The sequence below is a fragment of the Nonomuraea sp. KM90 genome, assembly GCF_052246675.1.
Lineage (GTDB): Bacteria > Actinomycetota > Actinomycetes > Streptosporangiales > Streptosporangiaceae > Nonomuraea.
Map to the genome: position 1 here is coordinate 138,663 of NZ_JBQQCB010000005.1, position 25,230 is coordinate 163,892.

At 72.5% G+C, this 25,230-nt stretch carries 25 protein-coding genes, 1 pseudogene and 1 riboswitch; of the genes and pseudogenes, 15 read left to right on the forward strand and 11 right to left on the reverse strand.

The genetic code is table 11. The features are described from left to right. Positions 1 to 8: 8 nt before the first annotated feature. On the reverse strand, positions 9 to 1,364 hold the full coding sequence (locus ACTWPW_RS08535) for a cytochrome ubiquinol oxidase subunit I (protein ID WP_375115489.1): 1,356 nt from the start codon (positions 1,362 to 1,364) through the stop codon (positions 9 to 11). A gap of 267 nt (positions 1,365 to 1,631) precedes the next feature. On the opposite strand from ACTWPW_RS08535, the gene ACTWPW_RS08540 reads away from it, so the two are divergent. The 4 genes from ACTWPW_RS08540 to ACTWPW_RS08555 are packed head-to-tail and all read left to right on the forward strand — an operon-like array spanning position 1,632 to position 4,382. Then, entirely contained in the window at positions 1,632 to 2,273 is a 642-nt protein-coding gene (locus tag ACTWPW_RS08540; protein ID WP_375115488.1) for an SRPBCC family protein, read from the forward strand. Positions 2,274 to 2,329: 56 nt separating this feature from the next. Further along, positions 2,330 to 3,226: a hypothetical protein gene (locus tag ACTWPW_RS08545; RefSeq protein WP_443168365.1), complete on the forward strand. Its 897-nt coding sequence runs from the start codon at positions 2,330 to 2,332 to the stop codon at positions 3,224 to 3,226. Between the two features lie 35 nt (positions 3,227 to 3,261). Then, positions 3,262 to 3,936 (forward strand): DsbA family oxidoreductase, encoded by a 675-nt coding sequence (locus ACTWPW_RS08550; protein WP_375115486.1) that lies wholly within the window; start codon positions 3,262 to 3,264, stop codon positions 3,934 to 3,936. Between the two features lie 26 nt (positions 3,937 to 3,962). After that, positions 3,963 to 4,382 (forward strand): MarR family winged helix-turn-helix transcriptional regulator, encoded by a 420-nt coding sequence (locus ACTWPW_RS08555; RefSeq protein ID WP_443168366.1) that lies wholly within the window; start codon positions 3,963 to 3,965, stop codon positions 4,380 to 4,382. A gap of 71 nt (positions 4,383 to 4,453) precedes the next feature. Here ACTWPW_RS08555 and ACTWPW_RS08560 read toward each other — a convergent pair whose 3' ends face one another. Beyond that, positions 4,454 to 5,110 carry a thymidine kinase gene (locus ACTWPW_RS08560; RefSeq protein ID WP_375115484.1) on the reverse strand — a complete coding sequence of 219 codons (657 nt, stop codon included), beginning with the start codon at positions 5,108 to 5,110 and terminating at the stop codon, positions 4,454 to 4,456. A gap of 31 nt (positions 5,111 to 5,141) precedes the next feature. Here ACTWPW_RS08560 and ACTWPW_RS08565 point away from each other — a divergent pair, with 31 nt between their 5' ends. The 3 genes from ACTWPW_RS08565 to ACTWPW_RS08575 are packed head-to-tail and all read left to right on the forward strand — an operon-like array spanning position 5,142 to position 9,378. Further along, positions 5,142 to 5,570, forward strand: a complete 429-nt coding sequence (locus ACTWPW_RS08565; protein ID WP_364132484.1) for a hypothetical protein — start codon at positions 5,142 to 5,144, stop codon at positions 5,568 to 5,570. Positions 5,571 to 5,576: 6 nt separating this feature from the next. Then, positions 5,577 to 7,577 (forward strand): hydantoinase/oxoprolinase family protein, encoded by a 2,001-nt coding sequence (locus tag ACTWPW_RS08570; protein ID WP_443168367.1) that lies wholly within the window; start codon positions 5,577 to 5,579, stop codon positions 7,575 to 7,577. Then, on the forward strand, positions 7,570 to 9,378 hold the full coding sequence (locus ACTWPW_RS08575; protein WP_364132481.1) for a hydantoinase B/oxoprolinase family protein: 1,809 nt from the start codon (positions 7,570 to 7,572) through the stop codon (positions 9,376 to 9,378). The genes ACTWPW_RS08570 and ACTWPW_RS08575 overlap by 8 nt, the downstream gene beginning before the upstream one ends. Here ACTWPW_RS08575 and ACTWPW_RS08580 read toward each other — a convergent pair. Further along, a complete protein-coding gene (locus ACTWPW_RS08580; RefSeq protein WP_443168368.1) occupies positions 9,375 to 10,235 on the reverse strand; it encodes an NAD(P)-dependent oxidoreductase in 861 nt (286 codons plus the stop codon). The genes ACTWPW_RS08575 and ACTWPW_RS08580 overlap by 4 nt on opposite strands. 116 nt (positions 10,236 to 10,351) lie before the next feature. After that, positions 10,352 to 10,461: riboswitch (guanidine-I (ykkC/yxkD leader) on the forward strand. Between the two features lie 51 nt (positions 10,462 to 10,512). Here ACTWPW_RS08580 and ACTWPW_RS08585 point away from each other — a divergent pair. The 6 genes and pseudogenes from ACTWPW_RS08585 to ACTWPW_RS08610 all read left to right on the forward strand — a co-directional run bounded on the left by ACTWPW_RS08585 (position 10,513) and on the right by ACTWPW_RS08610 (position 15,174). Further along, entirely contained in the window at positions 10,513 to 11,652 is a 1,140-nt protein-coding gene (locus ACTWPW_RS08585; RefSeq protein ID WP_443168369.1) for an agmatinase family protein, read from the forward strand. After that, positions 11,649 to 12,644: an ABC transporter substrate-binding protein gene (locus tag ACTWPW_RS08590; protein WP_443168370.1), complete on the forward strand. Its 996-nt coding sequence runs from the start codon at positions 11,649 to 11,651 to the stop codon at positions 12,642 to 12,644. The genes ACTWPW_RS08585 and ACTWPW_RS08590 overlap by 4 nt, the downstream gene beginning before the upstream one ends. Further along, the gene (locus tag ACTWPW_RS08595; protein WP_443168371.1) at positions 12,641 to 13,729 is read left to right on the forward strand and encodes an ABC transporter permease; all 1,089 of its coding nucleotides are present in this window, start codon (positions 12,641 to 12,643) and stop codon (positions 13,727 to 13,729) included. Before ACTWPW_RS08590 ends, ACTWPW_RS08595 begins: the two co-directional genes overlap by 4 nt. Next, positions 13,726 to 14,481, forward strand: coding sequence for an ABC transporter ATP-binding protein (locus tag ACTWPW_RS08600; RefSeq protein WP_375115477.1), 756 nt, complete (start codon positions 13,726 to 13,728; stop codon positions 14,479 to 14,481). Before ACTWPW_RS08595 ends, ACTWPW_RS08600 begins: the two co-directional genes overlap by 4 nt. Positions 14,482 to 14,509: 28 nt before the next feature. After that, positions 14,510 to 14,737 (forward strand): annotated as a pseudogene (locus ACTWPW_RS08605) (histidine phosphatase family protein); the annotation flags it as partial. A 38-nt stretch (positions 14,738 to 14,775) separates the two neighbouring features. Further along, positions 14,776 to 15,174: a histidine phosphatase family protein gene (locus tag ACTWPW_RS08610; protein ID WP_443168372.1), complete on the forward strand. Its 399-nt coding sequence runs from the start codon at positions 14,776 to 14,778 to the stop codon at positions 15,172 to 15,174. On the opposite strand, the gene ACTWPW_RS08615 is transcribed toward ACTWPW_RS08610, so the two are convergent. After that, a complete protein-coding gene (locus ACTWPW_RS08615) occupies positions 15,164 to 15,694 on the reverse strand; it encodes a uridine kinase family protein (protein WP_375115475.1) in 531 nt (176 codons plus the stop codon). The genes ACTWPW_RS08610 and ACTWPW_RS08615 overlap by 11 nt on opposite strands. Before the next feature lie 78 nt (positions 15,695 to 15,772). Between ACTWPW_RS08615 and ACTWPW_RS08620 the strand changes: the two genes are divergently transcribed. Then, a complete protein-coding gene (locus ACTWPW_RS08620; RefSeq protein WP_443168373.1) occupies positions 15,773 to 16,930 on the forward strand; it encodes a CaiB/BaiF CoA transferase family protein in 1,158 nt (385 codons plus the stop codon). Positions 16,931 to 17,004: 74 nt separating this feature from the next. Beyond that, positions 17,005 to 18,504, forward strand: a complete 1,500-nt coding sequence (locus tag ACTWPW_RS08625) for a carboxyl transferase domain-containing protein (RefSeq protein ID WP_443168374.1) — start codon at positions 17,005 to 17,007, stop codon at positions 18,502 to 18,504. On the opposite strand, the gene ACTWPW_RS08630 is transcribed toward ACTWPW_RS08625, so the two are convergent. From ACTWPW_RS08630 to ACTWPW_RS08660, 7 genes are read right to left on the reverse strand one after another with little or no spacing between them, the layout of a single operon-like run. Continuing rightward, positions 18,488 to 20,422 carry a hypothetical protein gene (locus ACTWPW_RS08630; RefSeq protein WP_443168375.1) on the reverse strand — a complete coding sequence of 645 codons (1,935 nt, stop codon included), beginning with the start codon at positions 20,420 to 20,422 and terminating at the stop codon, positions 18,488 to 18,490. The genes ACTWPW_RS08625 and ACTWPW_RS08630 overlap by 17 nt on opposite strands. Beyond that, positions 20,419 to 20,916, reverse strand: coding sequence for a sigma-70 family RNA polymerase sigma factor (locus ACTWPW_RS08635; protein ID WP_375115471.1), 498 nt, complete (start codon positions 20,914 to 20,916; stop codon positions 20,419 to 20,421). Before ACTWPW_RS08635 ends, ACTWPW_RS08630 begins: the two co-directional genes overlap by 4 nt. 34 nt (positions 20,917 to 20,950) lie before the next feature. Beyond that, positions 20,951 to 21,346, reverse strand: coding sequence for a hypothetical protein (locus ACTWPW_RS08640; protein WP_375115470.1), 396 nt, complete (start codon positions 21,344 to 21,346; stop codon positions 20,951 to 20,953). After that, positions 21,343 to 21,789 carry a hypothetical protein gene (locus tag ACTWPW_RS08645; RefSeq protein WP_364132465.1) on the reverse strand — a complete coding sequence of 149 codons (447 nt, stop codon included), beginning with the start codon at positions 21,787 to 21,789 and terminating at the stop codon, positions 21,343 to 21,345. The genes ACTWPW_RS08640 and ACTWPW_RS08645 overlap by 4 nt, the downstream gene beginning before the upstream one ends. Positions 21,790 to 21,834: 45 nt before the next feature. Then, positions 21,835 to 22,611, reverse strand: coding sequence for a carbon-nitrogen hydrolase family protein (locus ACTWPW_RS08650; protein ID WP_443168376.1), 777 nt, complete (start codon positions 22,609 to 22,611; stop codon positions 21,835 to 21,837). Further along, complete coding sequence (locus ACTWPW_RS08655; RefSeq protein WP_375115468.1) at positions 22,571 to 23,497, reverse strand: DUF418 domain-containing protein; 927 nt, start codon at positions 23,495 to 23,497, stop codon at positions 22,571 to 22,573. The genes ACTWPW_RS08650 and ACTWPW_RS08655 overlap by 41 nt, the downstream gene beginning before the upstream one ends. Continuing rightward, on the reverse strand, positions 23,494 to 25,215 hold the full coding sequence (locus ACTWPW_RS08660) for an alpha/beta hydrolase (protein ID WP_443168377.1): 1,722 nt from the start codon (positions 25,213 to 25,215) through the stop codon (positions 23,494 to 23,496). The genes ACTWPW_RS08655 and ACTWPW_RS08660 overlap by 4 nt, the downstream gene beginning before the upstream one ends. Positions 25,216 to 25,230: the final 15 nt, after the last annotated feature.

Below are 25,230 nucleotides of genomic sequence, written 5' to 3' on the forward strand. Positions count from 1 at the left end.
TCTGCTCCTCAGTACATCAGCGACGGCTCGAGCCGCTCGGCCGCGGGGGCCGGCGCCGGCTCCTCGACGCCCTTGCGGACGTGCCGGGCCAGCAGCACGACCTCGGCCACGGCGAGCACGCCGTACAGCAGCGTGAAGATCGTCAGCGAGGTGGCCACCTCGGCCAGGCTCACGCCCGGCGACACGCTGGAGGCCGTCAGCAGCTCGCCCGCGACCGTCCACGGCTGGCGGCCGATCTCGCTCAGCAGCCACCCGGCGATCACCGCCATCAGGGGCAGGGGCAGCGCGAGCAGCAGCGCCCGCGACAGCCAGGCGGGGAAGGGCCGCCTGCGCCGGGTCAGCCACAGGCCGAGCACCGACAGGCCCACCGTGGCCAGCCCGAACACGATCATCACCCGGAACGACCAGAAGACGATCGTCTGGTCGGGGCGGTAGTCGCCGGGGCCGAACTGCTCCTCGAAGCGCCGCTGCAGGTCCTCGGTGCCCTGGACGGTGGCGTTGAGGTCGTTGGTGGACAGGAAGCTCAGGACGTTCGGGATCTCGATGCCGGGGACGACGCTGAACGGGGCGCCCGCCGTGTCGCGCTCCAGGCCCTCGGCCGAGGCCAGCTTCATGGGCTGCTGCTCGTACATGAGCTTGGCGGACATGTCGCCGGTGCCGGCGACGACCGCCCCCGCGATCGCCGTCATCACCAGCGCGGCGCGGGCGGCGCCGCGCCACATCGCCCGGTCCCGCTCGACGCGGGTCCGCAGCAGCCAGTAGCCGCACACCGCGAGCACGAACCCGCCCGCAACGATGAACGCGGCCCCGATCACGTGCGGGACCTGCGCCAGCGCCGTGGAGTTGGTCAGCACCGCCCACAGGTCGGTCATCCTGGCCTTGCCGTCCACGACCTCGTAGCCGACCGGGTGCTTCATCCAGGCGTTCGCAGCAAGGATGAAATAGGCCGACAGATTGGACCCGATGGCCGCCGCCCAGATGCACGCCAGGTGCGCCTTCTTCGGCAACCGGTCCCAGCCGAAGATCCACAAGCCCAGGAACGTGGACTCCATGAAGAAGGCCAGCAGCGCCTCCATGGCCAGCGGCGCCCCGAAGACGTCGCCCACGAAGACGGAGTACTCGCTCCAGTTCATCCCGAACTGGAACTCCTGCACGATGCCGGTGACCACGCCCATGGCGAAGTTGATCAGGAACAGCTTCCCGAAGAACTTCGTCAGCTTCAGGTACTGCTCCTTGCCCGTGCGGTGCCAGGCCGTCTGCAGGCCGGCCACGAAGATCCCGAGACCGATGGTCAAGGGCACGAACAGAAAGTGGTACACGGTGGTCACCCCGAACTGCCACCGCGCAAGGTCAAGTGCGTCCATCTTCCCCGTCGACTCCTCAGCTCTACACGCTGTAGTACATCTACCTGTAGTAGTACTACAGCCTGTAGAGCAATGGGGTGCGAGCTTGGTCACATCCCCGTGCTGCTGGTTGCTGGATGTCGAGAATGCCCCGGGAACGCGGCCCGGCGCGTCACCCGCCGGGCTGATGGGTCCGTACGCCGTTGGGCGGACCCGATCCGCGAACCGCGCCCGCCTCTGGCAGGTGTTGCCCTTATCCGGCCGGTCCCGTCTGCCTAGAGTGTCGGCATGAACGTGGCGGGCAGTGCGGTGATCGGCGTGGACAGGGATCGGGTGTGGGCGGCGCTCCGGGATCCGGAGGTGCTGGTGCGCACCATCCCCGGGTGCGAGCGGCTGGAGGAGACGGGGCCGGACACGTACCGCATGACGGTGAATGCGGGGGTGGCCTCCGTCAAGGGCGTCTACCAGGGGGAGGTGGCGCTGACGGACCCGCTGGCGCCGGAGAGCTTCACGCTCAAGGCGCGCGGACAGGGCGCGCCGGGGACCGTGGACGCCACCGTGCTCGTGCGGCTGAGCGAGGTCGAGGGCGGCACGCGGGTGGACTACGACGCCGAGGCGGTCATCGGGGGCATGATCGGCGGGGTCGGGCAGCGGATGCTGGGCTCGGTGGCCAAGCGGACGGCGGGGGAGTTCTTCTCGGCCGTCGACGAGCACCTCCGGGCGCCCGCCGAGGTGACCCCCGTGTCCTCCGGCGCGGCGGTGGCCCGCCCGGAGCAGGGCCAGGCGGTGTTCGAGCGGCCCGCCAAGCGGCCCACGGAGACGCGCCCGTGGGTCATGCTGGCCTCGTTCGGCATGGGCGCGGGGGTCGCGCTGGCCGGGGCGGCGGTGGGCTGGCTGCTCGGGCGGGGGTCGCGCCGCCGGAGCGCCTGAGGTTGATGGCGGCACGGACTCTCGCGGAAAAGGATCTCCGGGCGTAGCGTGGCGGTATGCGGCAGGCACATGCTGAAGACGCACGAACCGAGGCCAGACGAGTCGTACGCAACCTCCTGGGTGAGGAGCGCCCGACCGCCGAGATGCTGATCGGCGACGTGCGCCCCGTGCTCGGGGACGACCGCACCGACCGCACGCTCGAGCTGGCCCTGGGGGCCTCGCTCACCAGGCGGTCGGCGGAGCTGGCCGCCATCGCCGCGCTCCTGGTCGGCACCCGCGAGCTGGGCGAGAGCTGGTGGACCACGTCCAGGGGCGGCAAGCTGCCCCCGCCCGACGAGGTGGTGCGCACGGCCGTGGCGATCGAGCCGTGGACCGACCTGACCGCGCTGGAGATGCTGGCCGCCTGGATCTCCGACGACGCCGCCGACCAGCTGTGGGGCGCGGCCGTCGCGCAGGTCGACCTCAACTCCTGGCAGGCCGAGGACCGCTTCGAGCTGCCGCCGGGCGTCAAGCCCGGGCAGCGGCTCGTCGTGCACTTCGACGCCGGAGGGCGGCTCGACGCGGTCGTCACCCGGCGGCCCGACGAGGATCTCGGCTCCAACCTGGACTTCCAGTCCCTGCGCTACTCGCGGCCCGCCGAGGCGCAGTGGAGCTGGGGGGTGGCGGCCGGGCTCGGCCCCCACCGCCTGCCGGGGGAGAACCCCGACCCCTACGCGCGCCAGGTCCCGTCCGCCGCCGTCGGCATCCTGCGGGCGTGGGCGATGCGCCACGGCGCCTCCCGCGAGCAGCTCGGCGAGCGGTGGGAGACGGTCGGCGACGTGGTGGCCGCCATCGAGCGGGTGGACTGGATGTGGCGCAGCGGCGAGTGGTTCGGGTGGTGGCGGGGAGCGTCCGCGTTGGTGGACGACTCGGCCTACCTGCCGTACCGGCTGGAGGAACTGGCGGCCGGCTAGGAATCTCCGCCGGCCGGGATGGGTTGTCCCCGGACATGAAGGTGGAAATTTTCTCCGACGTCGTATGCCCCTGGTGCTACATCGGGCATGCCAGGTTCGCCAGGGCCGCCGACCGGTTCCGGGCCAAGGGCGGCACGATCGAGGTGACGATGCGGCCGTTCCAGCTCAACCCCGACGCGCCCGCCGAGGGCGGCGGGTCGCTGATCCCGGAGCTGGAGCGCAAGTTCGGGCCCAACGCGCGGCAGATGGTCGAGCGGGTCGTCTCCGCCGCCGCCGGTGAGGGGCTGAAGCTGGACTACGACAAGGCCGTGAACGCGGGCACGTTCGAGGCGCACCGCCTCATCGAGGTGGCCTCGGGGCAGGGGCTCGGGCTGGAGATGGCCGAGCGGCTGTTCCGCGCGTACTTCACCGAGGGGCGCAACGTGGCCGACGCCGGGGTGCTGGCCGAGCTGGCCGCCGAGGTGGGCGTGCGGGACTCCGGAGAGGGCGCCGAGGAGGTGCGCGAGCAGCTCGCCAGGGCGCGGTCGCTCGGGGTCAGCGGGGTGCCGCTGTTCCTGTTCGAGGGGAAATACGCCGTGTCGGGGGCGCAGCCGGAGGACGCCTTCGCCGCCGCCATCGACGAGGTGGCCGAGCGGACCGGGCAGACGCCGATCACCCAGCTCGCCGCCCCGGCGGACGGGTGTGACGACGACGGATACTGCGCGGTCTGATCCCGGTCCGGTGGGAGAATCGCAGGGTGTCGAAACGCCGCCTTGGATACCTGCTCAAGCACGCCAACCTGCGCCTGGCAGACCTGACGGGCCCGGCGCTGGAGCCGTACGGGATCGACGGGCGCGAGTTCGCGGTGCTGTCGGTGCTGGGCACGCCCGAGCCGCTGTCCCAGCTCGAGGCGGCCCAGCGCCTGGGGATCGACCGGACGACGATGGTCGCCCTGGTGGACGCGCTGGAGCGGAAGGGGCTCGTGGGGCGCCGGCCGCACCCCGGCGACCGGCGCAAGAACATGGTGGAGCCGACCGGGCGCGGCCGCGAGACGCTGGCGGAGGCCACGCGCGCCGTGGACGCGGCCGAGGCGGCGTTCCTGGCCGTGCTGCCGGACGAGGACGCGCGGCTGCTCAAGGACGTCCTGGAGCGCCTGGTGCGGGCCCCCGCCGGCTAGAGCTGGAGGACGCCCGCCGCCGGCCACAGGGCTGGTCGCAGGGCTGGTCACAGGTTCGGCTGCAGGTTCGGCTACGGGTTCGGCCGCAGGGCGACGGCCGTGCCTTCGCCGAGGCTGCCCGAGCGGTGGTGGCGGCGGCAGAGCACCTGATAGCGCACGTGCGCGGCGTCGGTGTCGCCGATCACCACCTGCTCGCCCGTACGCGCCATCGTCCCGCCCACGACCCGGGCGTTGAGCTGCCCCGGCCGCCCGCACCAGCACAGCACCTCGACCTGCAGCCGGCACACCTCGTCGGCCAGCTCGAACAGCCGCTGCGCCGCCGGGAACATGACCGACCTGAAGTCCGAGGCCAGCCCGAACGCGTAGACGTCCACGCCGTGCTCGTCCACCAGGTCGGCGAGCTGCTCGATCTGCTCGACGGTGTAGAAGCAGGCCTCGTCGCAGATCAGGTAGTCGATGCGGTCGTGCGCCGTGACCAGCCGGACGAGGTCGAGGGAGTCCACCACCTCGATCGCCTCCAGCCCGAGCCCGATCCGGCTGGTGATCTTCGGCCCGCCGGAGCGGTCGTGCTTGGTGAGCACCAGGCCCCGCCGGCCCTGCCGTCCGTGGTTGTAGTTCATCTGGAGCGCCAGCGTGGACTTCCCGCAATCCATGGGGCCGAAATAGAACTTCAGTACGGCATCCCTGGCACCAGACGGCACGGCAGACAAGGCAGACAGTTCGGTCACGGGGGGCCAGCTTAGTGGCTTGGCTTGTTCCATGACCTCGTGGGACATTTCTCCCCTGGAGTTACAGGAGGAATCTGTGGTCACCGACAAACCGACGTCCCCGCCGCCGGCGCTGGACGCGATGATGAAGCAGGACGACCTCACGGCGGCCCAGGCCGATGCCACCCAGTGGCGCTACGGCTTTCTCGTCGTGGTGGCGGGCATCGTCGCGGTGCTGGTCGCGTTCGGGGCCGCCGTGTTCGCCACTGGGGAGTTCGCCCCACTGTTCGCCGGTGTGGCGGGGGTGATCGGTACCATTATCGGGGCTTACTTCGGGGTGCAGGCGGGGCAGTCGGGTAAGGCCAGGGTCGAGGCCGAGCTGGCCAGATCGCAGGAGATGGTGGTGCGGCTGGCCGCTTACGTCGGCACGACCAACGCGCCCCGAGTCATCGACGAAGTGCTCGGCCGTCGCCGAAGTTGAGGAGCCATGCGTAGCGTCCGTATCGGAGTGGATACCGGAGGAACGTTCACCGACGTCGTGGCGGTGGACGAGGAGACCGGTGAGATCCTCACCACGAAGACCCCCTCGACCCCCGCGAACCCGGCGGACGGGTTCCTCGCGGGCATCGAGAAGCTGGGCCGGCTCGACGTCGGCTCCATCGTGCACGGCACCACGGTGGCCACGAACCAGCTGCTGGAAGACCGGATCCAGAACCTCGGGTTCATCACGACCGAGGGGTTCGAGTTCATTCTGGAGATCGCCAGGCAGAGCGTGCCCGACGGCTACGGCAACTCCTACTTCTGGGTCAAGCCGCCCAGGATCGTGCCCGTGCACCAGGTGAAGACCGTCGGAGGGCGGCTCGACCACCTGGGCGCGGAGGTGCGGCCGTTCTCGGAGGAGCAGGCGGTGGAGGTGGCCCGCTGGTTCCGGGCCAAGGGGATCACCGCGATCGGGGTCTGCTTCCTGCACTCCTACGCCAACCCGGAGCACGAGCGCCGCATGCGCGAGGTGCTGTGGCGCGAGCACCCGGAGGCGGTGATCTCGCTGTCGAGCGACGTGCTGCGCGAATACCGCGAGTACGAGCGCTCGGTCACCACCCTGGTCGACGCCGCCGTCAAGCCCGCCATGCGCAGCTACATCGCCAACCTGACCAACCGGCTCGGCATGCCGTTCTCCGTCATGAAGTCCAACGGCGGCGTCCTGTCGGCCCGCGAGGTGGTCAACCAGCCCATCACCACCGTCCTGTCCGGCCCGGCGGCGGGGGCGCTCGGCGCGGCCCTCATCGCCTCGACGGCCGGCCACCGGTCGGTGATCACCCTGGACGGCGGCGGCACCTCGACCGACGTGGCGGTGGTGATCGAGGGCGAGCCCTCCATCACCACCGAGGGCGAGATCGGCCGCTACCCCTGCAAGATCCCGATGATCGACATCATCACGGTCGGCGCGGGCGGCGGCTCCGTCGCGTGGATCTCGCCGGAGGGCACGCTCAAGGTCGGGCCCAGGTCCGCCGGAGCCGACCCCGGCCCCCTCTGCTACGGCAAGGGCGGCACCGAGGTGACGGTGACGGACGCGCACGTGTTCCTCGGCCGGATCCCGCCGCACCTGCTCGGCGGGGAGATCCCGCTGGATGCCGACGCGGCCCGCACCGGCATCCAGGCGCTGGCCGACAAGCTCGGCCTCACCCCGGAGCGCACGGCGACCGGGATCCTGGAGATCAGCGCGTTCAACCAGAGCAACGCGATCCGGCAGCTCACCGTCAAGCGAGGGCTCGACGTGCGGGACTTCCCGCTGGTGACGTTCGGCGGGTCGGGGCCGCTGCTGGCGTGCCGGCTGATCGACATCCTCGGCCTGCCGGCCGTCGTCGTCCCGCGCGACCCGGGCAACGTCTCGGCGTTCGGGCTGCTCACGGTGGACGTCAAGAACGACTACGTGCGTACGTACGTCACCCGCGACCTCTCGCTGGGCAAGGCCGTCGAGATCTTCCACGACCTGGAGCATCAGGCGGGCGAGGCCCTCGACCGGGAGGGCTTCGACGACCCGGTCTACCAGCGCAGCGCCGACCTGCGTTACTACGGCCAGGCGTACGAGGTCCGCGTCTCCGCCCCCGCCGGCGAGATCGACGAGGACTGGCAGGCGGAGGTGGTCTCGCGCTTCCACGACGCCCACGAGAAGCTGTACGGCTACGCCTACCGCGACGACCCCCGCCACGGCGTCGAATGGGTGAACCTGCGCGTCTCCGGCATCGGACCCATCAAGCGCCCCACCATCCGGCGGCTGGAGAAGGCGGGGGAGGGCGCCACCTCGGTCCGTCCCGTGCACTTCGACGAGACCCGCGACACGCCGGTCCACCAGCGGGCCGCGCTCGGCCCCGGAGCCACGGTGAAGGGCCCGGCGGTGATCGAGGAGTACGGCTCGACGATCCCCATCCACCCCGGCTTCACCGCCAAGGTCGACGAATACGGAAATGTGGAGATAAGTCGTGACTGATCCCATCCTGGTGGAGATCGTCGAAGGGACGCTGGCCTCCGTCGAGAAGGAGGTCGAGACAGCCATCGCCCGCACGGCCCGCTCGCCGATGATCCGCGACGCGCACGACTTCCGCGCGGGCATCCACGACGTACGCCTGCGCAAGCTCACCGGCCGCTCCTACAGCGCGCTCGTCCAGCCGGTCGTGCGCGACTTCCCGGTCGAGACGATGAAGCCCGGCGACGTCTACTTCCACAACGACGTCTACCTGTCGGAGGGCGGCATCGGCCACCTGCCCGACCTGTGCGTCACCGTGCCCGTCTTCCACGAGGGCTCCGTGGTGGCCTTCGTCCAGGCGTTCGGCCACCACGACGACATCGGCGGGGCCGTTCCCGGCTCCATGCCCTCGCACGCCCGCTCGGTGTTCGAGGAGGGCCTGATGGTGCCGCCGATCAAGCTGTGGGACGAGGGCGTGCCCAACGAGGCCGCGCTGCGCATCATGACCCGCAACTCCCGCATGCCCGACTCGCTGGCCGGCGACCTCGACGCCGAGTGCTCGGCCTGCCTGATGGGGGCGCGGCGGCTGGGCGAGCTGTTCGAGCGGTACGGCAAGCAGGCCGTCGAGGAGTGCTTCGACGCGATCATCGACAAGACGACCGAGACGTTCCGCAGGGAGCTGCTGGCGAAGATCCCCGAGGGGACGTACGTGTGGGAGGACTACGCCGAGCACGACGGCGTGGACGAGCCCCGGTTGCACGCCCAGCGCATCACGCTCACCGTGGACCACGCCCTGGACATGCCGCTGACGATCGACTTCACCGGCACGTCGCCGCAGGCCAAGGGGCCGATCAACCACGCGGGCGACTACTCCGACGGGGTGTTCCTGAAGAAGTGGCTGGCCCCGGTGCTGCGCAACCTGGCCGACACGCCGGAGCGCATGGCGGAGCTGGACGTCAACGAGGGCGTCGTGCCGCTGATCAAGATGATCTTCCCGGAGAAGGGCACCCTGCTCACCCCGGTCTTCCCCGCGCCCACCAACGCCCGCACGTTCGTCATCCTGCGCCTGCTCGGCGTCCTGGCGGGCGTCCTGGCCAAGGCCACCGGCGGCCGCATGCCCGCCGACCAGGAGACCATCCGCTACACCGGGGTCCACGGCACCGACGCCGACGGGATGCCGTACCTGATGCGCGAGGTCCTGGGCGGCGGCTCCGGCGGGCGCTGGTACGCCGACGGCGAGGACACCATCCACGTGGTGCCCGACTCGCGCAACATCCCGGTGGAGTTCGCCGAGGCGCGCTGGCCGTTCCGGGTGGAGCGGCTGGCGCTGGCCTGCGACTCGGGCGGGCCGGGGATGTACCGGGGCGGGCTCGGCTACGACAAGCACATCCGGATGTTGCGCGACGCGTCGTACATGTCGATCGCCGACCGCTCGATCCTGTCCTGCTGGGGCGTCAACGGCGGCCTGGCCGGGCGGCCCTTCCGCGTCGAGATCGCGGGCAAGGAGATGGAAGGGCTGGTGGACGACCACCCGGTGCAGGCCGGCGAGGTGATCAGGATCCGCACGACCGGGGGCGGCGGCTGGGGCTCCCCGTACGACCGCGACCCCCGGGCGGTGGCGGCCGACGTACGCGACGGGAAGGTGTCGATCGCCGGCGCGCTGGGCGACTACGGCGTGGTCCTCGACGGGGACCGCATCGACGAGCAGGGCACGGCCGAGCTGCGCGCCCGCCTGCGGCCCCCGGCCGACCGCTTCTTCGACCGGGGGCCCGGCTACGCCAAGCTGTCGGGCGGGCGCTCCTTCGCGGAGGTCGACCAGCTCTAGAAGCTCGCGAAATAGGTGGCCGCCATGTCCTCGTCGCCGTGGCCCTTGGCCTCGGCGCGGCGGAAGCGCTCACCTGCGGCGGCCACCAGGTCCAGGCTGACCCCGGCCGACTCGGCCGCCGCCGTGATCAGCCGGGTGTCCTTCTCGGCGTTGCGCACGGTGAAGCTGGGCGTGAAGTCGCCCTCCAGGATGGCCTTCGACTTGGCCTGGAAGTAGGCGTTGTCCATCGGCCCGCCGGTGACCACCTGCCGCACCAGGTCGGGGTCCAGCCCGAGGCCCCGGGCCAGGGAGAGCGCCTCGGCCACGACGGCGGTCAGCGAGATGCCGAGGCTCACCGTGGCCATCTTGAGCTTGGTGCCGGCGCCGTCCGCGCCGTCCTCGCCGAGCCAGAGCGTACGCTGGCCGAGCGCGCCGAAGACCGGCTCCAGCGCCTGCCTGGCCGCCTGCGGGCCGGCCGCGAGGATGACCAGCTTGCCCTGCTCGGCGGGCTGGCGGGTGCCCTGCACCGGGGCGTCCACGAACGTCAGCCCGTGATCGTCCGCCAGCGCGGCCAGCCGCCCGACCGCCTCGATGCCGACCGTGCTCATCTGCGCCCACACCTGGCCGGGCCGTAGCCCGGCGGCGGCGCCGGAGACCGCGTCGTGCACGGCGTCGCCGTCGCTGAGCATCGTGACGATCACGTCCGCGCCCTCGACCGCCTCGGCCGGGGAGCCCGCGACCACCGCGCCGTCCGCCTCCAGGGGCTGGGCCTTGTCCCTGCTGCGGTTCCACACCTTGACCTGCATGCCGGACCTGACGAGGTTGCGCGCCATCGGCGCGCCCATGAGCCCGGTTCCGAGAACTGCGACAGCACTCATGAGACGACCCTACGTGCGCCGGACCGGGGCGCGGCGGCCGGGGTAAGCGGACTGGAACAGGCTGTTAACCCCGGGGAAACACCGCGGGAGTCCACTGAGGGGGACTCACCGAGAGCGTGAGGCGCACCTAGGGTTCCGCCGGTCACGGGTCTGGTCCGAGAGGTGCAGGCGGCCCCACCGCACCCACCCCGGGGCCGCTCCACGGCGGGACAAAAGCCCGGGAGGTCAGCCACAGCCTGGCTGCCTTCCGGCCGGGCCTGGATCATTCGGAGCTCGAATGCACTGGCACCCCCGCAAGCCGCACGACGACTACGGACCCGAGGCCCGCTTCGCCGTCGAACGCGAGGCCGAGCTGCCCACCGCCGGCTGGGACCGGGAAGTGGCCCGGGGTCTGGAGCTGGGCCTGCCCGGCGCCGACTCCATCGTGGACCGGCGCATCCCCACCTTCTCGCGCGGGGAGCTGCCGCACTTCGCCGGGATCAACACCTTCCTCAAGGCCCCGTACGTCGAGGACGTCCGCACGTGCGGCGACTACGACGTGGCCGTGCTGGGGGCGCCGTTCGACGGCGGCACCACCTACCGCCCGGGCACCCGGTTCGGGCCGCAGGGCATCCGCCGCATCTCCGCCCTGTACGGCCCCTACAGCTTCGAGCTCGGCGTGGATCTGCGCGAGTCGATCACCATCGCCGACCTCGGCGACGTCTTCACCATCCCGGCCAACATCGAGAAGACCTTCGACCAGATCTCCAAGGCCGTCTCCCACGTGTACGCCAGCGGCGCCTTCCCCGTCGTGCTCGGCGGCGACCACTCGATCGGCTACCCGACCGTACGCGGGGTCGCCGAGCACCTGTCGGGCAACCTGGGGATCATCCACTTCGACCGGCACGTGGACACCCAGGAGACCGACCTGGACGAGCGCATGCACACCACGCCCTGGTTCCACGCCACCGACCTGCCGAACGTGCCGCCGGCCAACCTCGTGCAGATCGGCATCGGCGGCTGGCAGGCCCCCAGGCCGGGCGTGAGGGTAGGGCGCGAGCGCGGCACCACGATCATGACCGTCACCGACTGCGTCGAGATGGGCATCGAGGCCGCCGCCGAGCGGGCCCTGGAGGTGGCCTGGCGCGGTGCGGAGGCGGTGTGGCTGTCGTTCGACGTGGACTGCCTGGACGCCGCGTTCGTGCCGGGCACGGGGTGGCCGGAGCCGGGCGGGTTCCTGCCGCGGGAGGTGCTCAAGTTCATCCAGCTCATCGCCGACGCCGCGCCGCTGGCCGGGATCGAGGTGGTCGAGTGCAGCCCGCCGTACGACAACGCCGAGATCACCTCGCTCATCGCCACCCGCGTCATCTGCGACACGCTCGGCTGCCTGGTCCGCTCCGGGCACCTGCCGAAGAAGGGAAAGGAGGCCACCTCATGACCCGCCGGCCCCTGCTCGCCGCCGTGCTCGCCGCCCTGCTGCTGACCTGTTCGGCAGCGTGCGGCGGAGCGCCGTCCACGCCTTCCGCCGCCCCCTCGGACAAGGCCGTCACCCTGGGCTTCTCCGCCTGGCCCGGCTGGTTCCCGTGGCAGGTGGCCCAGGAGAAGGGGCTGTTCGCCCGGAACGGGGTGCAGGTCGAGCTGAAATACTTCGACAGCTACACCGACAGCCTCACCGCCCTGGCCACCGGCAACATCGACGCCAACAGCCAGACCCTGAACGACACGCTGGCCTCCGTCTCCGGTGGCGCGCGGCAGACCGTGGTGCTGGTGAACGACAACTCCACCGGAAACGACCAGATCATCGCCCGGCCCGGCATCACGTCGGTGGCCCAGCTGAAGGGCCGGACGGTCGCGGCCGAGCAGGGCACCGTGGACCACTACCTGCTGCTGCTCGCCCTGCGCGAGGCGGGGCTCACGCCGGCCGACGTCACGTTCAAGCCGCTGCCCACGGACGCGGCGGCGGCCGCCTTCAAGGCGGGGCAGGTGGACGCGGTCGGGGTGTTCGCGCCGTTCACGACCACCGCGCTGGAGCTGCCGGGGTCCGCGGCGATCGCCACCTCCAAGGAGTTCCCCGGGGCCATCCCCGACCACCTCGTGGTGTCGCGCGCGCTCGCCTCCTCGCGGCCCGAGGTGGTGCAGGGGCTGGTGAAGACCTGGTTCGACACGGTGGCCTGGATCGGCGCGAACAAGGCCGAGGCTCGTACGATCATGGCCAGGCGGGCGGGGGTGAGCGAGCAGGACTACGCCGAGTACGACGCCGGGACCACGATCTTCTCGCTGGCGGACAACCGGGAGGCGTTCGGCTCGGGCAGCCTGGAACGGCAGGCCAAGGAGATCGCCGCCTTCCTCACGGAGTCGGGCCTGGCGGACACGGCGCCGTCCCTGGACGGGCTCCTCGACCCGCGCTTCGTCCAGGGAGTGTCCTCGTGACGGGCCCACCCCCGCGCACCACCCCGGCACCGGCGACCGGCCTGCCGGAGGGCACGCCCTGGCCCGCGGCTGCGGCCGGGGTTCCCGGCGGTGCGTCCGGGGAGCGCGCGGCGTGGCCGCCGCTGCCCAAGCGCGCTCCTCGCGGCGGAAGCGCCGGCGGCGGCTCCGGGGGCGGCTCCGGGGGCGGCTCCAGGGGCGGCTCCGGGGGCGGCTCCAGGGGCGGCTCCGGCGGCGGGCTGCTGCCGGGACGTCTGGAGGCGGCCGTCCAGGTGGCCCGCCTGCTGCGCCGCCGCTCGGCGGGCGCCGCGCCGGGGCGGTGGCGGGGGAAGGACTTGCCGGGGAGGGCTCGGTGGGCGTTGCGGGCGGTGGCGGTCGTCGTGCCCCTGGCCGTCTGGGCGGTGGTCAGCTCCCTGGGCGTCGTCGATCCGACGTTCCTGCCGTCCCCGGCGGCCGTCGCCGGGGCGTTCGCCGAGATGGCCGCGAGCGGGCAGCTCCTGTCCGACGCCGCCGCCAGCCTGGGCCGGGTGGCTGCCGGGTTCGGCCTGGCGGTGGCGATCTCGGTGCCGCTGGGGATGGCCATGGGCACGTCCCAGGTCGCCCTGGCGCTGCTCGAACCCGTGATCGGGATGCTGAGATACCTTCCGGCGTCCGCGTTCATCCCGTTGCTCATCATCTGGCTGGGCCTCGGCGAGCCGTCCAAGATCGCGATTCTGGTCATCGGGGTCGTGTTCTTCAACACGCTCATGACCGCCGACGCCGTCCGCGCGGTGCCGGGCGAGCTGCGCAAGGCCGCCGCCACGCTCGGGGCGACGGGCGGGGAGGTGCTGCGGAAGGTCGTGTGGCCGTACGCGCTGCCCGGCATGCTGGACGCGATGCGCGTCAACGCCGCCGCCGCGTGGAACTTCGTGGTCGTCGCCGAGCTCATCGCCGCCGAGTCCGGGCTCGGCTACCGGATCGTCCGCGCCCAGCGCTTCCTCCAGACCGACCGCATCTTCGCCGTGCTCGTCCTGATCGGCCTCATCGGCCTGGCCATCGACGTCGGGCTGCGCCTGGCCAGGGCCAAGGTCGGGAGGTGGGCGGCGTGACGCTCGTGCTGCGTGACGTGGTCAAGGAGTACGCGGGCCGCCGGGTCCTCGACGGCATCGGCCTGGAGGTCGGCCGCGGCGACTTCCTGTGCATCGTCGGGGCCAGCGGCTCGGGCAAGTCGACGCTGCTCAACCTGATCGCCGGCCTGGAGCCGGGCACCGGCGGAGCGATCGAGCTCGACGGCGACCCGGTGACCGGGCCCGGCCCGGAGCGGGGGCTGGTGTTCCAGTCGGGGGCGCTGTTCCCGTTCCTCTCCGTCGCCGAGAACGTCGGGTTCGGGCTGCGCCTGCTGCCCCTGCCCGCCGCCGAGCGGCGCCGCCGCGTCGAGTGGTACCTGTCGGAGGTGGGCCTGCTGCCGCTCGCGAACGCCCTGCCCAAGGAGCTGTCGGGCGGGCAGCGGCAGCGGGTGGCGATCGCCCGCGCCCTGGCCTGCGAGCCGTCCGTACTGCTGCTCGACGAGCCGTTCGGCGCCCTCGACGTGCAGACCAAGGAGGACATGCAGGTGTTCCTGCACCAGGTCTGGCAGGACACCGGAGCCACCGTGCTCATGGTCACCCACGACGTGGAGGAGGCGGTCCTGCTCGGCCGCCGCGTGATCGTGCTGGCCTCGCACCCGGGCCGGGTGGCGGCCGAGCTGCCGGTGCCGCTGCCCGGCCGCCGGGAGCTCGCGCTCAAGCGGACCCCGGAGTTCCTCGCCCTGCGCGCCCGCGTCGAGGATCTCGTCAGGGGGCACGCGGCCGGGCGCGTGTGAGGATGGGCGCATGGGACCTGCGTGGATCATGGCGGTACGGCACGGGGAGAGCGAGTCCAACCTCGCCTACCGGGAGGCCGGCGCGACCCCGCTCGTCTACGAGCGCGGCGACGACGAGGTGACGCTGACGGAGCTGGGCAGGACACAGGCGGCGGCGCTCGGCCGGCTGCTGGCCGCCCTGCCCCGGGACGAGGCGCCGGAGCTGGTGTGGTGCTCGCCCTACCTGCGCGCGCTCGACACGTGGAAGCTCGCCCACGAGACGTGGGGCGTGGACCCGCTGCCCGTCACGTCACCGTGGACGAGCGCCTGCGGGACCAGGAGGCGGGCGAGTTCGCCCGCCACAACCTGGCGGCGATCGCGGAGCGCTTCCCCGAGGAGCTGGCCCGCCGGGAGGCCGAGGGCGCCTACGCCTACCGGCCGCCGCGCGGCGAGTCGCTCGCGGACGTCGTGGCCCGCCTGCGCGACTTCCTGCGCGACCTGGACGGGCGGGCGGACGGGCGGCGGGTGCTGATCGTCGCCCACGACTCGGTGGTGCTCGGGCTGCGCCACGTCATCGCCGGCGGCCCGGACGCGGAGCTGGCCGCCGTGCTGGACTTCGCGCCCGTGCTCAACGCCTCGGTCTCCGTCTGGCGCACCGGCGGCGCGGGGTTCGAGCTCGTACGGTTCAACGACGTCGCGCACCTCACGTCGTGATGACCAGGTCGGCCCGGTCGCGCGTGCGGTCCGCCGCGAACCACGCCCGCTCCGCCGCGAACCACTCCCGCCACCGGGGCGCCAGCTCGGGCCCGTCGCGCTCCAGCACGCGCCGCAGGCGCACCGGCTCGGCGGCCTCCACCCACACGGTGTACGCCAGCAGCCCCGCCGCCGAGGCCCGCGCCGTGCCGACGCCCTCGATGACCAGGACCGGCGCCGGCGGCACGGCCACCTGCTCGGCGTACGTCCCGCGCACCCAGTCGTACCTGCGGAAACCTCCGGGCCGCCCCGCCTGGAGAGGCCGCAGCACCTGCGACTCCAGCGCGTGGAACCAGCCACCCGGGCCCTCCTCCCACGGCACGGGGAAGTCGTCGCTGTGGATCACCTGGCAGCCCAGCTCCGCCGCCAGCCGCCGCGCGAACGTCGTCTTGCCCGACCCGGCGGGCCCGTCCACGGCCACCAGCCGCACCGGGCCGCACGACGGCGGCAGATCCCGGATGCGGACGGGCAGGTCATTCACCGGACCCAGGGTAGATGACGGAGGGTGGACGCCTGAGAGAATGTCCTTTCGCCCCGAACGCAAGCAGGAGGTTGGATCTTGCTCGGACCCCTCGGTGACATCGTCGTGCTCGATCTGTCCAGGGCCCTGGCGGGGCCGCACGCCGCTCAGATGCTCGGTGACCTGGGTGCTCGGGTGATCAAGGTCGAGCATCCGGACGGGGGTGACGAGTCGCGCGGCTGGGGACCGCCGTTCGTCGGGCCGGATCACGATATTTCGACTTACTTCCTGGCGGCCAACCGCAACAAGCAGTCCATCGCCGTCGACCTGAAGTCCGGCGAGGGCAAGCAGCTCATCGAGCGTCTCGTACGCCAGAGCGACGTCCTCATCGAGAACTTCCGCACCGGCGTGCTCGACCGCCTGGGCTTCTCCGTCGAGCGCCTGCACGAGCTCAACCCCCGCCTGGTCATCCTGTCGATCACCGGCTTCGGCCACGACGGGCCCGAAGGCGGCCGCCCGGGCTACGACCAGATCGCCCAGGGCGAGGGCGGCCTGATGTCGCTGACCGGCCCGTCGCCCGACGAGCCCTACCGCGTCGGCGCCTCCATCGCCGACCTGCTGGCCGGCATCCACGGCGCCTACGGCGTGGCCGGCGCCCTCTACGAGCGCGAGCGCACGGGCCGCGGCCGGGTCGTGCGCACCTCGCTGCTGGCCGCGATCACCGGCGTGCACTCCTACCACGGCACCGCCTGGACGGTCGGTGGCAAGGTGCCCGCCGCGGGCGGCAACCACCACGCCTCCATCGCCCCCTACGGCGCCTTCCACTGCGCCGACGGCATGCTGCAGATCGCCGCCGCGAACGAGGGCCAGTGGCGCAAGGTCGCCGCGCTCCTCGACATCGACCCCGGCCAGCCGCGCTACGCCACGAACCGGGACAGGTTCGCCCACCGCGACGAGCTGATCGCCGACATGGAGAAGGCCCTGGGCGCCCACGACCGCGCCCACTGGCTGGCCCGGCTGGGCGAGGCCGGCGTGCCCGCGGGCGCGATCAGATCGCTCGACGAGGTCTACGCCTGGGACCAGACCCGCTCGCAGGGCCTGGTCGTCGAGGTGGAGCACCCGGTGCTCGGGAAGATCGAGCTGCCCGGGCCGCCGCTGCGGTTCGACGGCCTCACCGAGGTCGAGCACACCGCGCCGCCCGCACTCGGCCAGGACGGCGACGATGTGCTCGCCTGGCTGGAGGAGCGCGAACGATGATCGCTCACAGGTGGCACCGGCCGGGGCGCTCGTGCGTCAACATTGCATCGTCGGCAGACATCTAGGGAGCGATAGTGAGCCGTCCGGACGCGCGCACACTGATCGAAACGGTCCTCGACCGGGGGTCGTGGAAGTCGTGGGACGCGCCGCCCGCGGATCCGGCCGAGCCCGGCTCCTCCTACGCCGACGAGCTGGCCGCGGCCCGCGTCAAGTCCGGCTACGACGAGGCCGTGATCACCGGTGAGGGGCTGCTCGACGGCCGCAGGGTGGCCATCGCGGCGTGCGAGTTCTCGTTCATGGCGGGCTCGATCGGGGTCGCGGCGGCCGAGCGGTTCGTGGCCGCGGTCGAGCGGGCCACCCGCGAGCGGCTGCCGCTGCTGGCCGCGCCGGCGTCGGGCGGGACGCGGATGCAGGAGGGGGCGCTGGCGTTCGTCCAGATGGTGAAGATCACCGCCGCGATCCAGGCGCACCGGGCGGTCGGCCTGCCCTACCTGGTCTACCTGCGGCATCCGACGACGGGCGGGGTGTTCGCGTCGTGGGGGTCGCTCGGCCACGTCACGGCGGCCGAGCCCGAGGCGCTCATCGGGTTCCTGGGGCCGCGGGTGTTCGAGTCGCTGCACGGCTACGCCTTCCCCGAAGGCGTGCAGGTCTCGGAGAACCTGCACCGCAAGGGCCTGCTCGACGCGGTGGTCTCGGCCGAGCAGGCGCGGGAGGTCGCGATCAGGGCGCTGTCCGTGCTGGCCGCCGACCGGTCCGGCATCGTGGCCGGGGAGCCGCCCGTGGAGGACCTGCGGCCCGTGGAGGCGTGGGAGGCGATCACCCGCTCGCGCCGTGACGACCGGCCCGGCGTACGCACGCTGCTCAAGCTCGCCGCCTCCGACGTGACCCCGCTGAGCGGCACCGGCGAGGGCGAGAACGAGCCGGGGCTGCTGCTCGCGCTGGCCAGGTTCGGCACCGCGCCGGCCGTGGTGCTGGGCCAGGACCGGCGGCTCCAGCGCACCAACTCCCCGCTCGGCCCGGCCGGGCTGCGGGTGGCCAGGCGCGGCATGCGGCTGGCCGCCGAGCTCGGCCTGCCCCTGATCACCGTGGTCGACACGGCCGGGGCGGACCTGTCGAAGGCGGCCGAGGAGGGCGGGCTGGCCGCCGAGATCGCCCGCTGCCTGGCCGAGCTGGTCATGCTCGACGCGCCGACCGTCTGCCTGCTGCTCGGCGAGGGCGCGGGCGGCGCGGCGCTGGCGCTGCTGCCCGCCGACCGGGTGTTGTGCGCGCAGCACGCCTGGTTGTCGCCCCTGCCGCCGGAGGGCGCCTCCGCGATCCTCTACCGGTCGGTCGACTTCGCGCCCGAGATCGCCCAGGCGCAGCGCATCCGCGCCACCGACCTGCGGCGCGACGGCATCGTCGACCGCGTCATCCCCGAGCTGCCCGACGCCGCCTACGAGCCGAGGCAGTTCTGCGAGCGGGTGGGGCGCGCGCTGGAGCACGAGATCGCCAACCTGCTGGAGGTGAGCCCGGCGGACCGTTTCGCGGCCCGCCAGGCCCGCTACCGCAACCTCGGGTCTATTTCCTCCGCGTGACGGGGCCGTCCTGCCACAGCTTCTCGCCGTCGGCGCCGTACCCCGTGGTGATCATTCCGGCCGAGAAGTCGCCGCCCTTGGGCGCCGGGGCCGCGAACAGCACCACGCCCTGTCCCCACTGGTCGGGCACGGCCTCGGCGGTCGTGGTGAGGCCGTTCGCGGTGACCAGCTTGATCGTGGCCGTGCCGGCCCTGGCGTAGCCGTACCAGGTGCCGGCGCCGTGGGCCCAGTACAACGGCCGGTCGGGGCCGAGCAGGTCGCTCAGCCGCTCGCCGGGCAGCGGCCCGGGGAGCGACGCGGACGGCTCGCCGTTCTCGAAGAAGGCCATGCAGCTCGGCTCGACCACGAGGGCGGTCACGCCCGCGGGCAGGGCCTGGCGGCCGGTCTCGGTCGTCACGGCCTTGCGCCCGCAGCCCTTGTCCGTCTCCGGGAACCGCTCGATCCGCCCGTCCTTCTTCCGCACGGAGAAGCCCCCGAGCACCACGTCGCCGGTCGGGATCGTGACGTGCCAGATCGGGGCCGGGGTGCCCGTCCCGCGCAGGATCTCGGCCCGGATCCGGCGCCGGTCCGACAGGACGGCCTCGACCGACTCCCAGCTCTCGTGGACCGCCCCGACGTAGGTGACGGAGCCGGGCTCCGGCAGGTATCTGATCGCCTTGAGGGGGAAGAGCGAGCCTCCCGAGGTGCCCTGGCAGCTCGTGCCGCCCCAGGGCGTCACGCCCCCGCTCTGGCAGAGCGTGAGCATGTCCTCGCCGAAGCTGGTGAACCAGACCCGCACCGGGCCGCCGGGGCCCTCGGTGCCCGGCAGCGTCATCGTCTCCCCGATCGGCGGGGTGTCCTCCAGCCGGTCCCGGTTCGCGTCGTCCTGGCGCCAGACCTGCGTGCCCGCGGCGTCGTAGGCGACGATGTCGTGGCGGGCCTGCCGGTCGCCGGTCGGGTGCTCGGCCGCGAACAGCGCGACGCCCAGGCCCCACGGATCGGGCCGCGTCTCGATGCCGGCCGTGACCCCGCCGTCGAAGGCCACCTCGATCCTGGCGACGTCCGCCCGGGCGAGCCCCATGATCACGTTCTCCTCCATGCGCAGATCCACCGGCTCTCGCAGCGCGCCCGCCGGCGTCGAGCTGAGCTCCGCGCCGTGCCGGGTCCAGGACACCTCCATGCCCTCCTTCGTCGCGTGCGGTCGCGCGGTGACCCCCGCGGGCAGGTCCAGGGCCGCGCCGGCGGCCTTGCTGCGCTCCGGCGGCATCAGCGGGTCGCGCGACCGCCGGCCGAGGGACCTGCCCCGGTCGTCCGCGATCTCGATCCTGGACATGGCGTGCCGGGCCGGATAGGTCACGGTCCAGATCCGGTACGGGGCCCCGGACGGCCGCAGCACCGTGCCGGAGAACGTCCGCCCGTCGGCCGCGACGCCGGTGACCCCGCCGATGCCCTGCACCGCCACGCCCCAGTCCATCGCGGTCTCCGCCCCGTCCCGCAGCGTGCTGCCGGTGAACCAGGCATCGGTGTTCGGCTCGTTCGGGACGGGAGTGCACCCCCCGTACGACTCCGCGTCCGCCCGCTCCATCACGAAGCACAGCTCGGGATAGCCCAGCCGCGCCCTGGCGAACCAGAGGCGCAGCGGCCTGCCCTCGGTCGGGTTGTCCACGGTCAGCTGCTCGCCGGCGGCGGTCCTGTCCCGCATGAGCCCCTGGTAGATCGTGTCGGGGTCGTTCGCGGTGTTCCGGCCCAGGCCCCCGTCGAGCAGGACGGGAACGAACACGGCCAGCAGCGCCACCGGCAGCGCGGCCAGCACCAGGCGGGCGGCCGTCCGGCCACGCGGCCTGCGGTCGCGTACGCGGGCCCAGGCGTGCGGGCTCGCCTCGAACGTGCTCGCGCGGGCGTCGAACGCGGCCCGCAGGCGCTCTTCCAGGTCGTTCACCGGTCCTCCTCCTGCAGCGCCTTGCCCAGGGCCGCCAGGGCCCGGCTGGCGTGGGTCTTCACCGAGCCGGGCGAGACGCCCATGGCCTCGGCTATCTCGCGTTCCGACAGGTCCAGCCAGTAGCGCAGGACGAGGGCCTCGCGCTGGCGGCGCGGCAGGCGGTCCACGGCCGCCAGCAGCTCGCGGTGCTCCTCGGAGACGAGGACGGCGTGCTCGCTGCTGCGGGCGGGCTCAGGGGGGTCGGGGCGGCGCAGTCGTACGAGCCTGAGGTGGCGCAGGCGGTTGCGGGTGAGGTTGCAGACGGTCGCGCGCAGGTAGGCCAGCGCCGACCCGTCGTCGCGCAACCGTCTGGTGTGCAGCCGGGCGAACGCCTCCTGGGCGATGTCCTCGGGGTCGTCCGCGCCGAGCAGTCCGGCCAGGCGTACCAGGGAGTGGTACTGGGCCGCGAACAGCTCGGCGAACGACGGCTGCGCCATGGTCGCTGTTTCGGTCACGTCCCTAGAGACACGCGGAGGCGCCCGCGGTTGACTAGGGAACCGGAATCCGTTCGACGCGGATCGAGAAGACCTCCTCGCGGGGCACCACGACCTCGTAGGCGCCGTGGTCGACCATCCAGTAGCCCAGCGCCTCGGCCTTCATCCCGCTGTGGCCGGTGTAGGCGATGTGCAGCCCGTCGTCGTCCTCGTCGAGCACGATGCACGGCTCGCCGCCGAACGCGCCCACCGTGCGGACCAGCACCAGCCACTCCACCTGCGACCTGGGCACGATCCGCCGCCAGTAGCCGGCGGCGGCCTCGAACCCCTCCAGCTCCGTCTCGCTGAACAGCACCACCTGGTCGTTGTCCGGGCCGAGGGCGGCGGGCAGGGTGTGCTCGCCGAAGCGGGCGACGAAGCCGGAGGCGACCGGCGCGATCTCGTCGTTCATGCGGCGGGCCGCCAGGTCAGCCCGTCGTAGTCGGCGAAGGACCGCTCGCCGTCGGCCGTGACGTGGATGATCTCCGCCCCCGCCGGGATCGGCATCGGGACGGTGTGGAACTGCGGCACGACGTGCTCCGACGACGTGGTGAACCCGTTGCCGGCGAACGGTGGCGCGTCGCTCCAGTCGCCCCCCATGTGGGGTCCGTACGGCACCGCGTAGGTGTCGACGTCACGGGCATACCAGCGCATCATGTAGACCTCGGGCACCTCGGCGAACAGCTCCGACCCGTCGAAGGACAGGTCGAGCCCGTAGTAGAGCGCCTCCGGCGTGGTCAACCGGACGCAGTCCTGCACCCGGTAGACGTAGCCCGAGATGACCGTGCGCTTGCCCGACAGGTATGGCACGAGCAGACGCGGCGGGACCACCTTCTGCATCTGCGTTCCGCTCACGGTTCTACTTTACGATCGCTTGACCCCGGCATGGACCGTGCGAGACTACAGGACGCGATGTTCGAGGCACGGCAGGGTGGCCCTGGCCGTGGCGGTCCACTCGTCGTCGACCTCCACGACCCGCACGCCGGGGCCGGTGCCCAGGTCGCTGCGGACCACGCCCAGCGGATCGACCAGCATGCTGCGGCCCACCCCGAACCCGTCCGACGACTCGGCCGGGTTGGGCGCCTGGCCCACGGCGGCGGTCCACATCGTGTTCTCCAGCGCCCGCGCCCTGACCAGGGTCACCCAGTGGTCCTCCTTGAGCGGCCCCGAGCCCCAGGCGGCGATCACCGCGAACAGCTCCGCCCCCTTGTCGACCAGCGCCCTCGTCAGCTCGGGGAAGCGGATGTCGTAGCAGGTGACCAGCCCGACCCGGACGCCGGCCAGCTCCACCACCGTGGGCTCCGCGCCGGGCGCGACCAGGTCGGACTCCTTCGCGCCGAACGAGTCGAACAGGTGGATCTTCCGGTACGCCGCCTTCAGCGTGCCCTCACCGTCGATGGCCACGGCGGTGTTGTGCACCCGATCCTCGCCGGGCTCGAACACCCCGGCGATCACCGCCGTCCCGTGCTCGCGGGCGGCCTCGGCCAGCCCGGACACGAACGGCCCGTCCAGCGGCTCGGCCAGGCCCGTGATGCGCCTGCCGTAGCGGGTGAGCGTGGCCTCCGGGAAGATCGCCAGATCGGCTCCCGCGGAGGCGGCGAGCGCCTCCCTGACCCTCTTGAGGTTCACCGAGGGGTCAGGGGACACCGGGATCTGGCAGAGGGCGATTCTGGTCACGGACCGACTCTAGCCGGTTGGGCACCGCTCGAAACCGGGTCAGGCACCGCCAGATCCACTCAAGGGGACCGTAGCGGTATCTCGTCAGCCACCACCGGCTGAACAGGTACTGCACGAGCAGGGTGAGCGCCGCCACCGCGACCACGGACCACCGGGTCGGGTCGGCGTTCAGCAGCGGGGTGACCAGGACGATCACCGCGGTGCCGGAGACGTAGTTGGTCAGCGCCGTCTTGCCCAGCGGCTCCAGCACCGCCGACAGGCCCGGCCGCAGGAGGAGCACCAGGCCCAGCGAGTACGCCGCCGCGCCCGCCAGGGCGGCCACACTGTAGACGGTCCAGTTGCCCGTGCTGGCCGAGGCGGCGCTCAGCAGCGCGGTGGCCAGCGCGGCGACCGCGAACCCGGGCAGCAGCAGCGACCTGGGCGGCCGCAACCGCCACACCCCCATGCCGATGAGGAGCAGCCCGGGGATCAGCATCACCCCGCCGCCCACCTGCGGCAGCAGCGCCCAGGCCGTCGCCACCAGGCCCAGCAGCAGCACCGGCAGGCCCCCGGGCAGGAACGAGGCGGGCAGCAGCGCCACCGCCCCCCAGAAGGCGTAGTCGGTCAGCACCTCACCCTCGTAGAACGAGTGCTGGACCTTCCCGATGCAGAACAGCCAGAACAGCCTGCTCAGCAGCGCCCAGCGGCTGTTGCCGCGCAGGAACAGCAGGAAGCTGATGCCGAACAGCATCGAGAAGATCGGATAGAAGCGGCTCTGGAACAGCGTCTCGATCGGCAGGTCCAGCGCGACCGGCGGCTCCTTGTCGGTGTGCTGCCAGGTGTTGACCAGCATGATGCCGCCCACCGCGAAGCCGCGTAGGGCGTCGAGCTCACGGATGCGTGTCAAAGGAGCCAGGTGAACCACCATACGAGGAATCCGCCGCTGATGACGGCCGCTGCGATGTGCGGCCATCTGCGTTCGTGGAAGAGCGCCGCGGCGGTCAGTACGGCCGAGGCCACCGCGAGCCAGGTGTAGAGCCCGGTCGTGCCCGGGAGGCCGACGGCCAGGGCGGTCTCGTTCCGGCTCGCCATCGTGTTGACGGACTCGGCGATCAGGCCGGCGAACGCCACGCCGGCCAGCCCGCCGTACGCGGCCAGGGCGCGGCCCCTCAGCGCGGCCGTGACGAGCTGGGCCAGGGAGGCGAGCGCGAACAGGGCGAAGGGCGCGGCCAGCCACGGGGACCGGGAGATCGCGTACGGCGCCGCCGTCACGTGCAGGTCGGCCGCGCGGAAGGGGGAGGGGAGGGTGCTCGTCGAGCAGGGGGTGATGAACGTGGCGGCGGGATCGGCGACGAACGCGGCGATCTTCTGCCGGGCGCAGTCACTGGCCAGGAAGACGGCGTGGGAGGTGCGGAACTGGTCGAAGCGGGCACTCGGGAGGGCCTTGGCGGCCGGTTCGGCGGTCCTGAGGGGGGTGGTGGGGTCGTACCGGCCGCCGAGCACGTAGACGGGGGCCTTGGTGGTGGCGTTCACGGGCTTCGCCTTGGGGAGCTGCCAGGCGTCACACACCTCCTTATCCCCATTTATGGTGAAAAGTCGGGATTTGGTGGTGAAGGTGTTGAACGGGACCTCGTCCTGGCACTGCACCGCGTGATACAGCCCGAACTCGTGCGACGCCAGCCCCTCGCCCGCGGCGTCCGCCAGCGGCCGCAGCAGCTCGTCGTTCCCCCTGGCCAGCGCGCTCACCAGCGCGGGCGCCACCGCGGTCACCTCCGCGTCCTGCAGCGCCTCCGCCAGGATCGTGGCCACGTCGTCACCGCTCATCCGGGCCGTGAACTCCCGGCCGAGCAGCGGATCCAGCACGGCGACACGCGCGGGCGTCCGGTTCAGCCGCGCGACCATGGCCTCGAAAGGCTCGCGCACGCCCAGCCGCGCCATGGCGTCGGCCAGGTTCCGGTCGAAGTCGTCGTACCAGCCCACGCTCTCGGGCAGGTAGGAGTCCAGCACCACCGACCGGACCCCCTCCGGGTCGGCCGCGGCCACGTCCACCATGACCCTGGTGGAGTAGCTGACGCCGAACAGGTTCCACTTCGCGTACCCGAGCTTCTCGCGTAAGGCGACCACGTCGGCCGCGATCTCCTTCGTGTTGTACCCCCGCAGGTCGATGCCCTGTTCCCGGAGCCGGTCGCGGCACCGGTTGGCGGCGGCGGCCAGGCCGTCGGCCGGGGCCGCGGGCCGCGGCCGCAACCGGCCCAGCATGGCCTGGGCGGTCTCGGGGCAGGCCAGCGCCGGCTGGGAGTACCTGCTCCCGCGCTGCTCGACGGTCACCACGTCCCGGTCGGGGAACATCCGGCTCAGGAACGCGGTGAGCTGCATCGAGGCGGAGGCGGGGCCGCCGCTCATGTACACGACCGGGTCCGGCTTGCGGTTGGCGGCGGTCGAGAGGCGCACGGCGTACCCGACCCTGATCTTCCGCTCCGGGGCGTCCCTGCGCTCGGGAACCTCGAGGAAACCGCAGCTCGTACGGGCGGGCATGGGGACCGGGCAGGGCCCGGGAGCGGCCTGGCTCGGGGTCATGACGGGAGGCGCGGACAGGGCGAGGGCGAGCACGACCCGAATGATCACGGGGACGAGACTAAT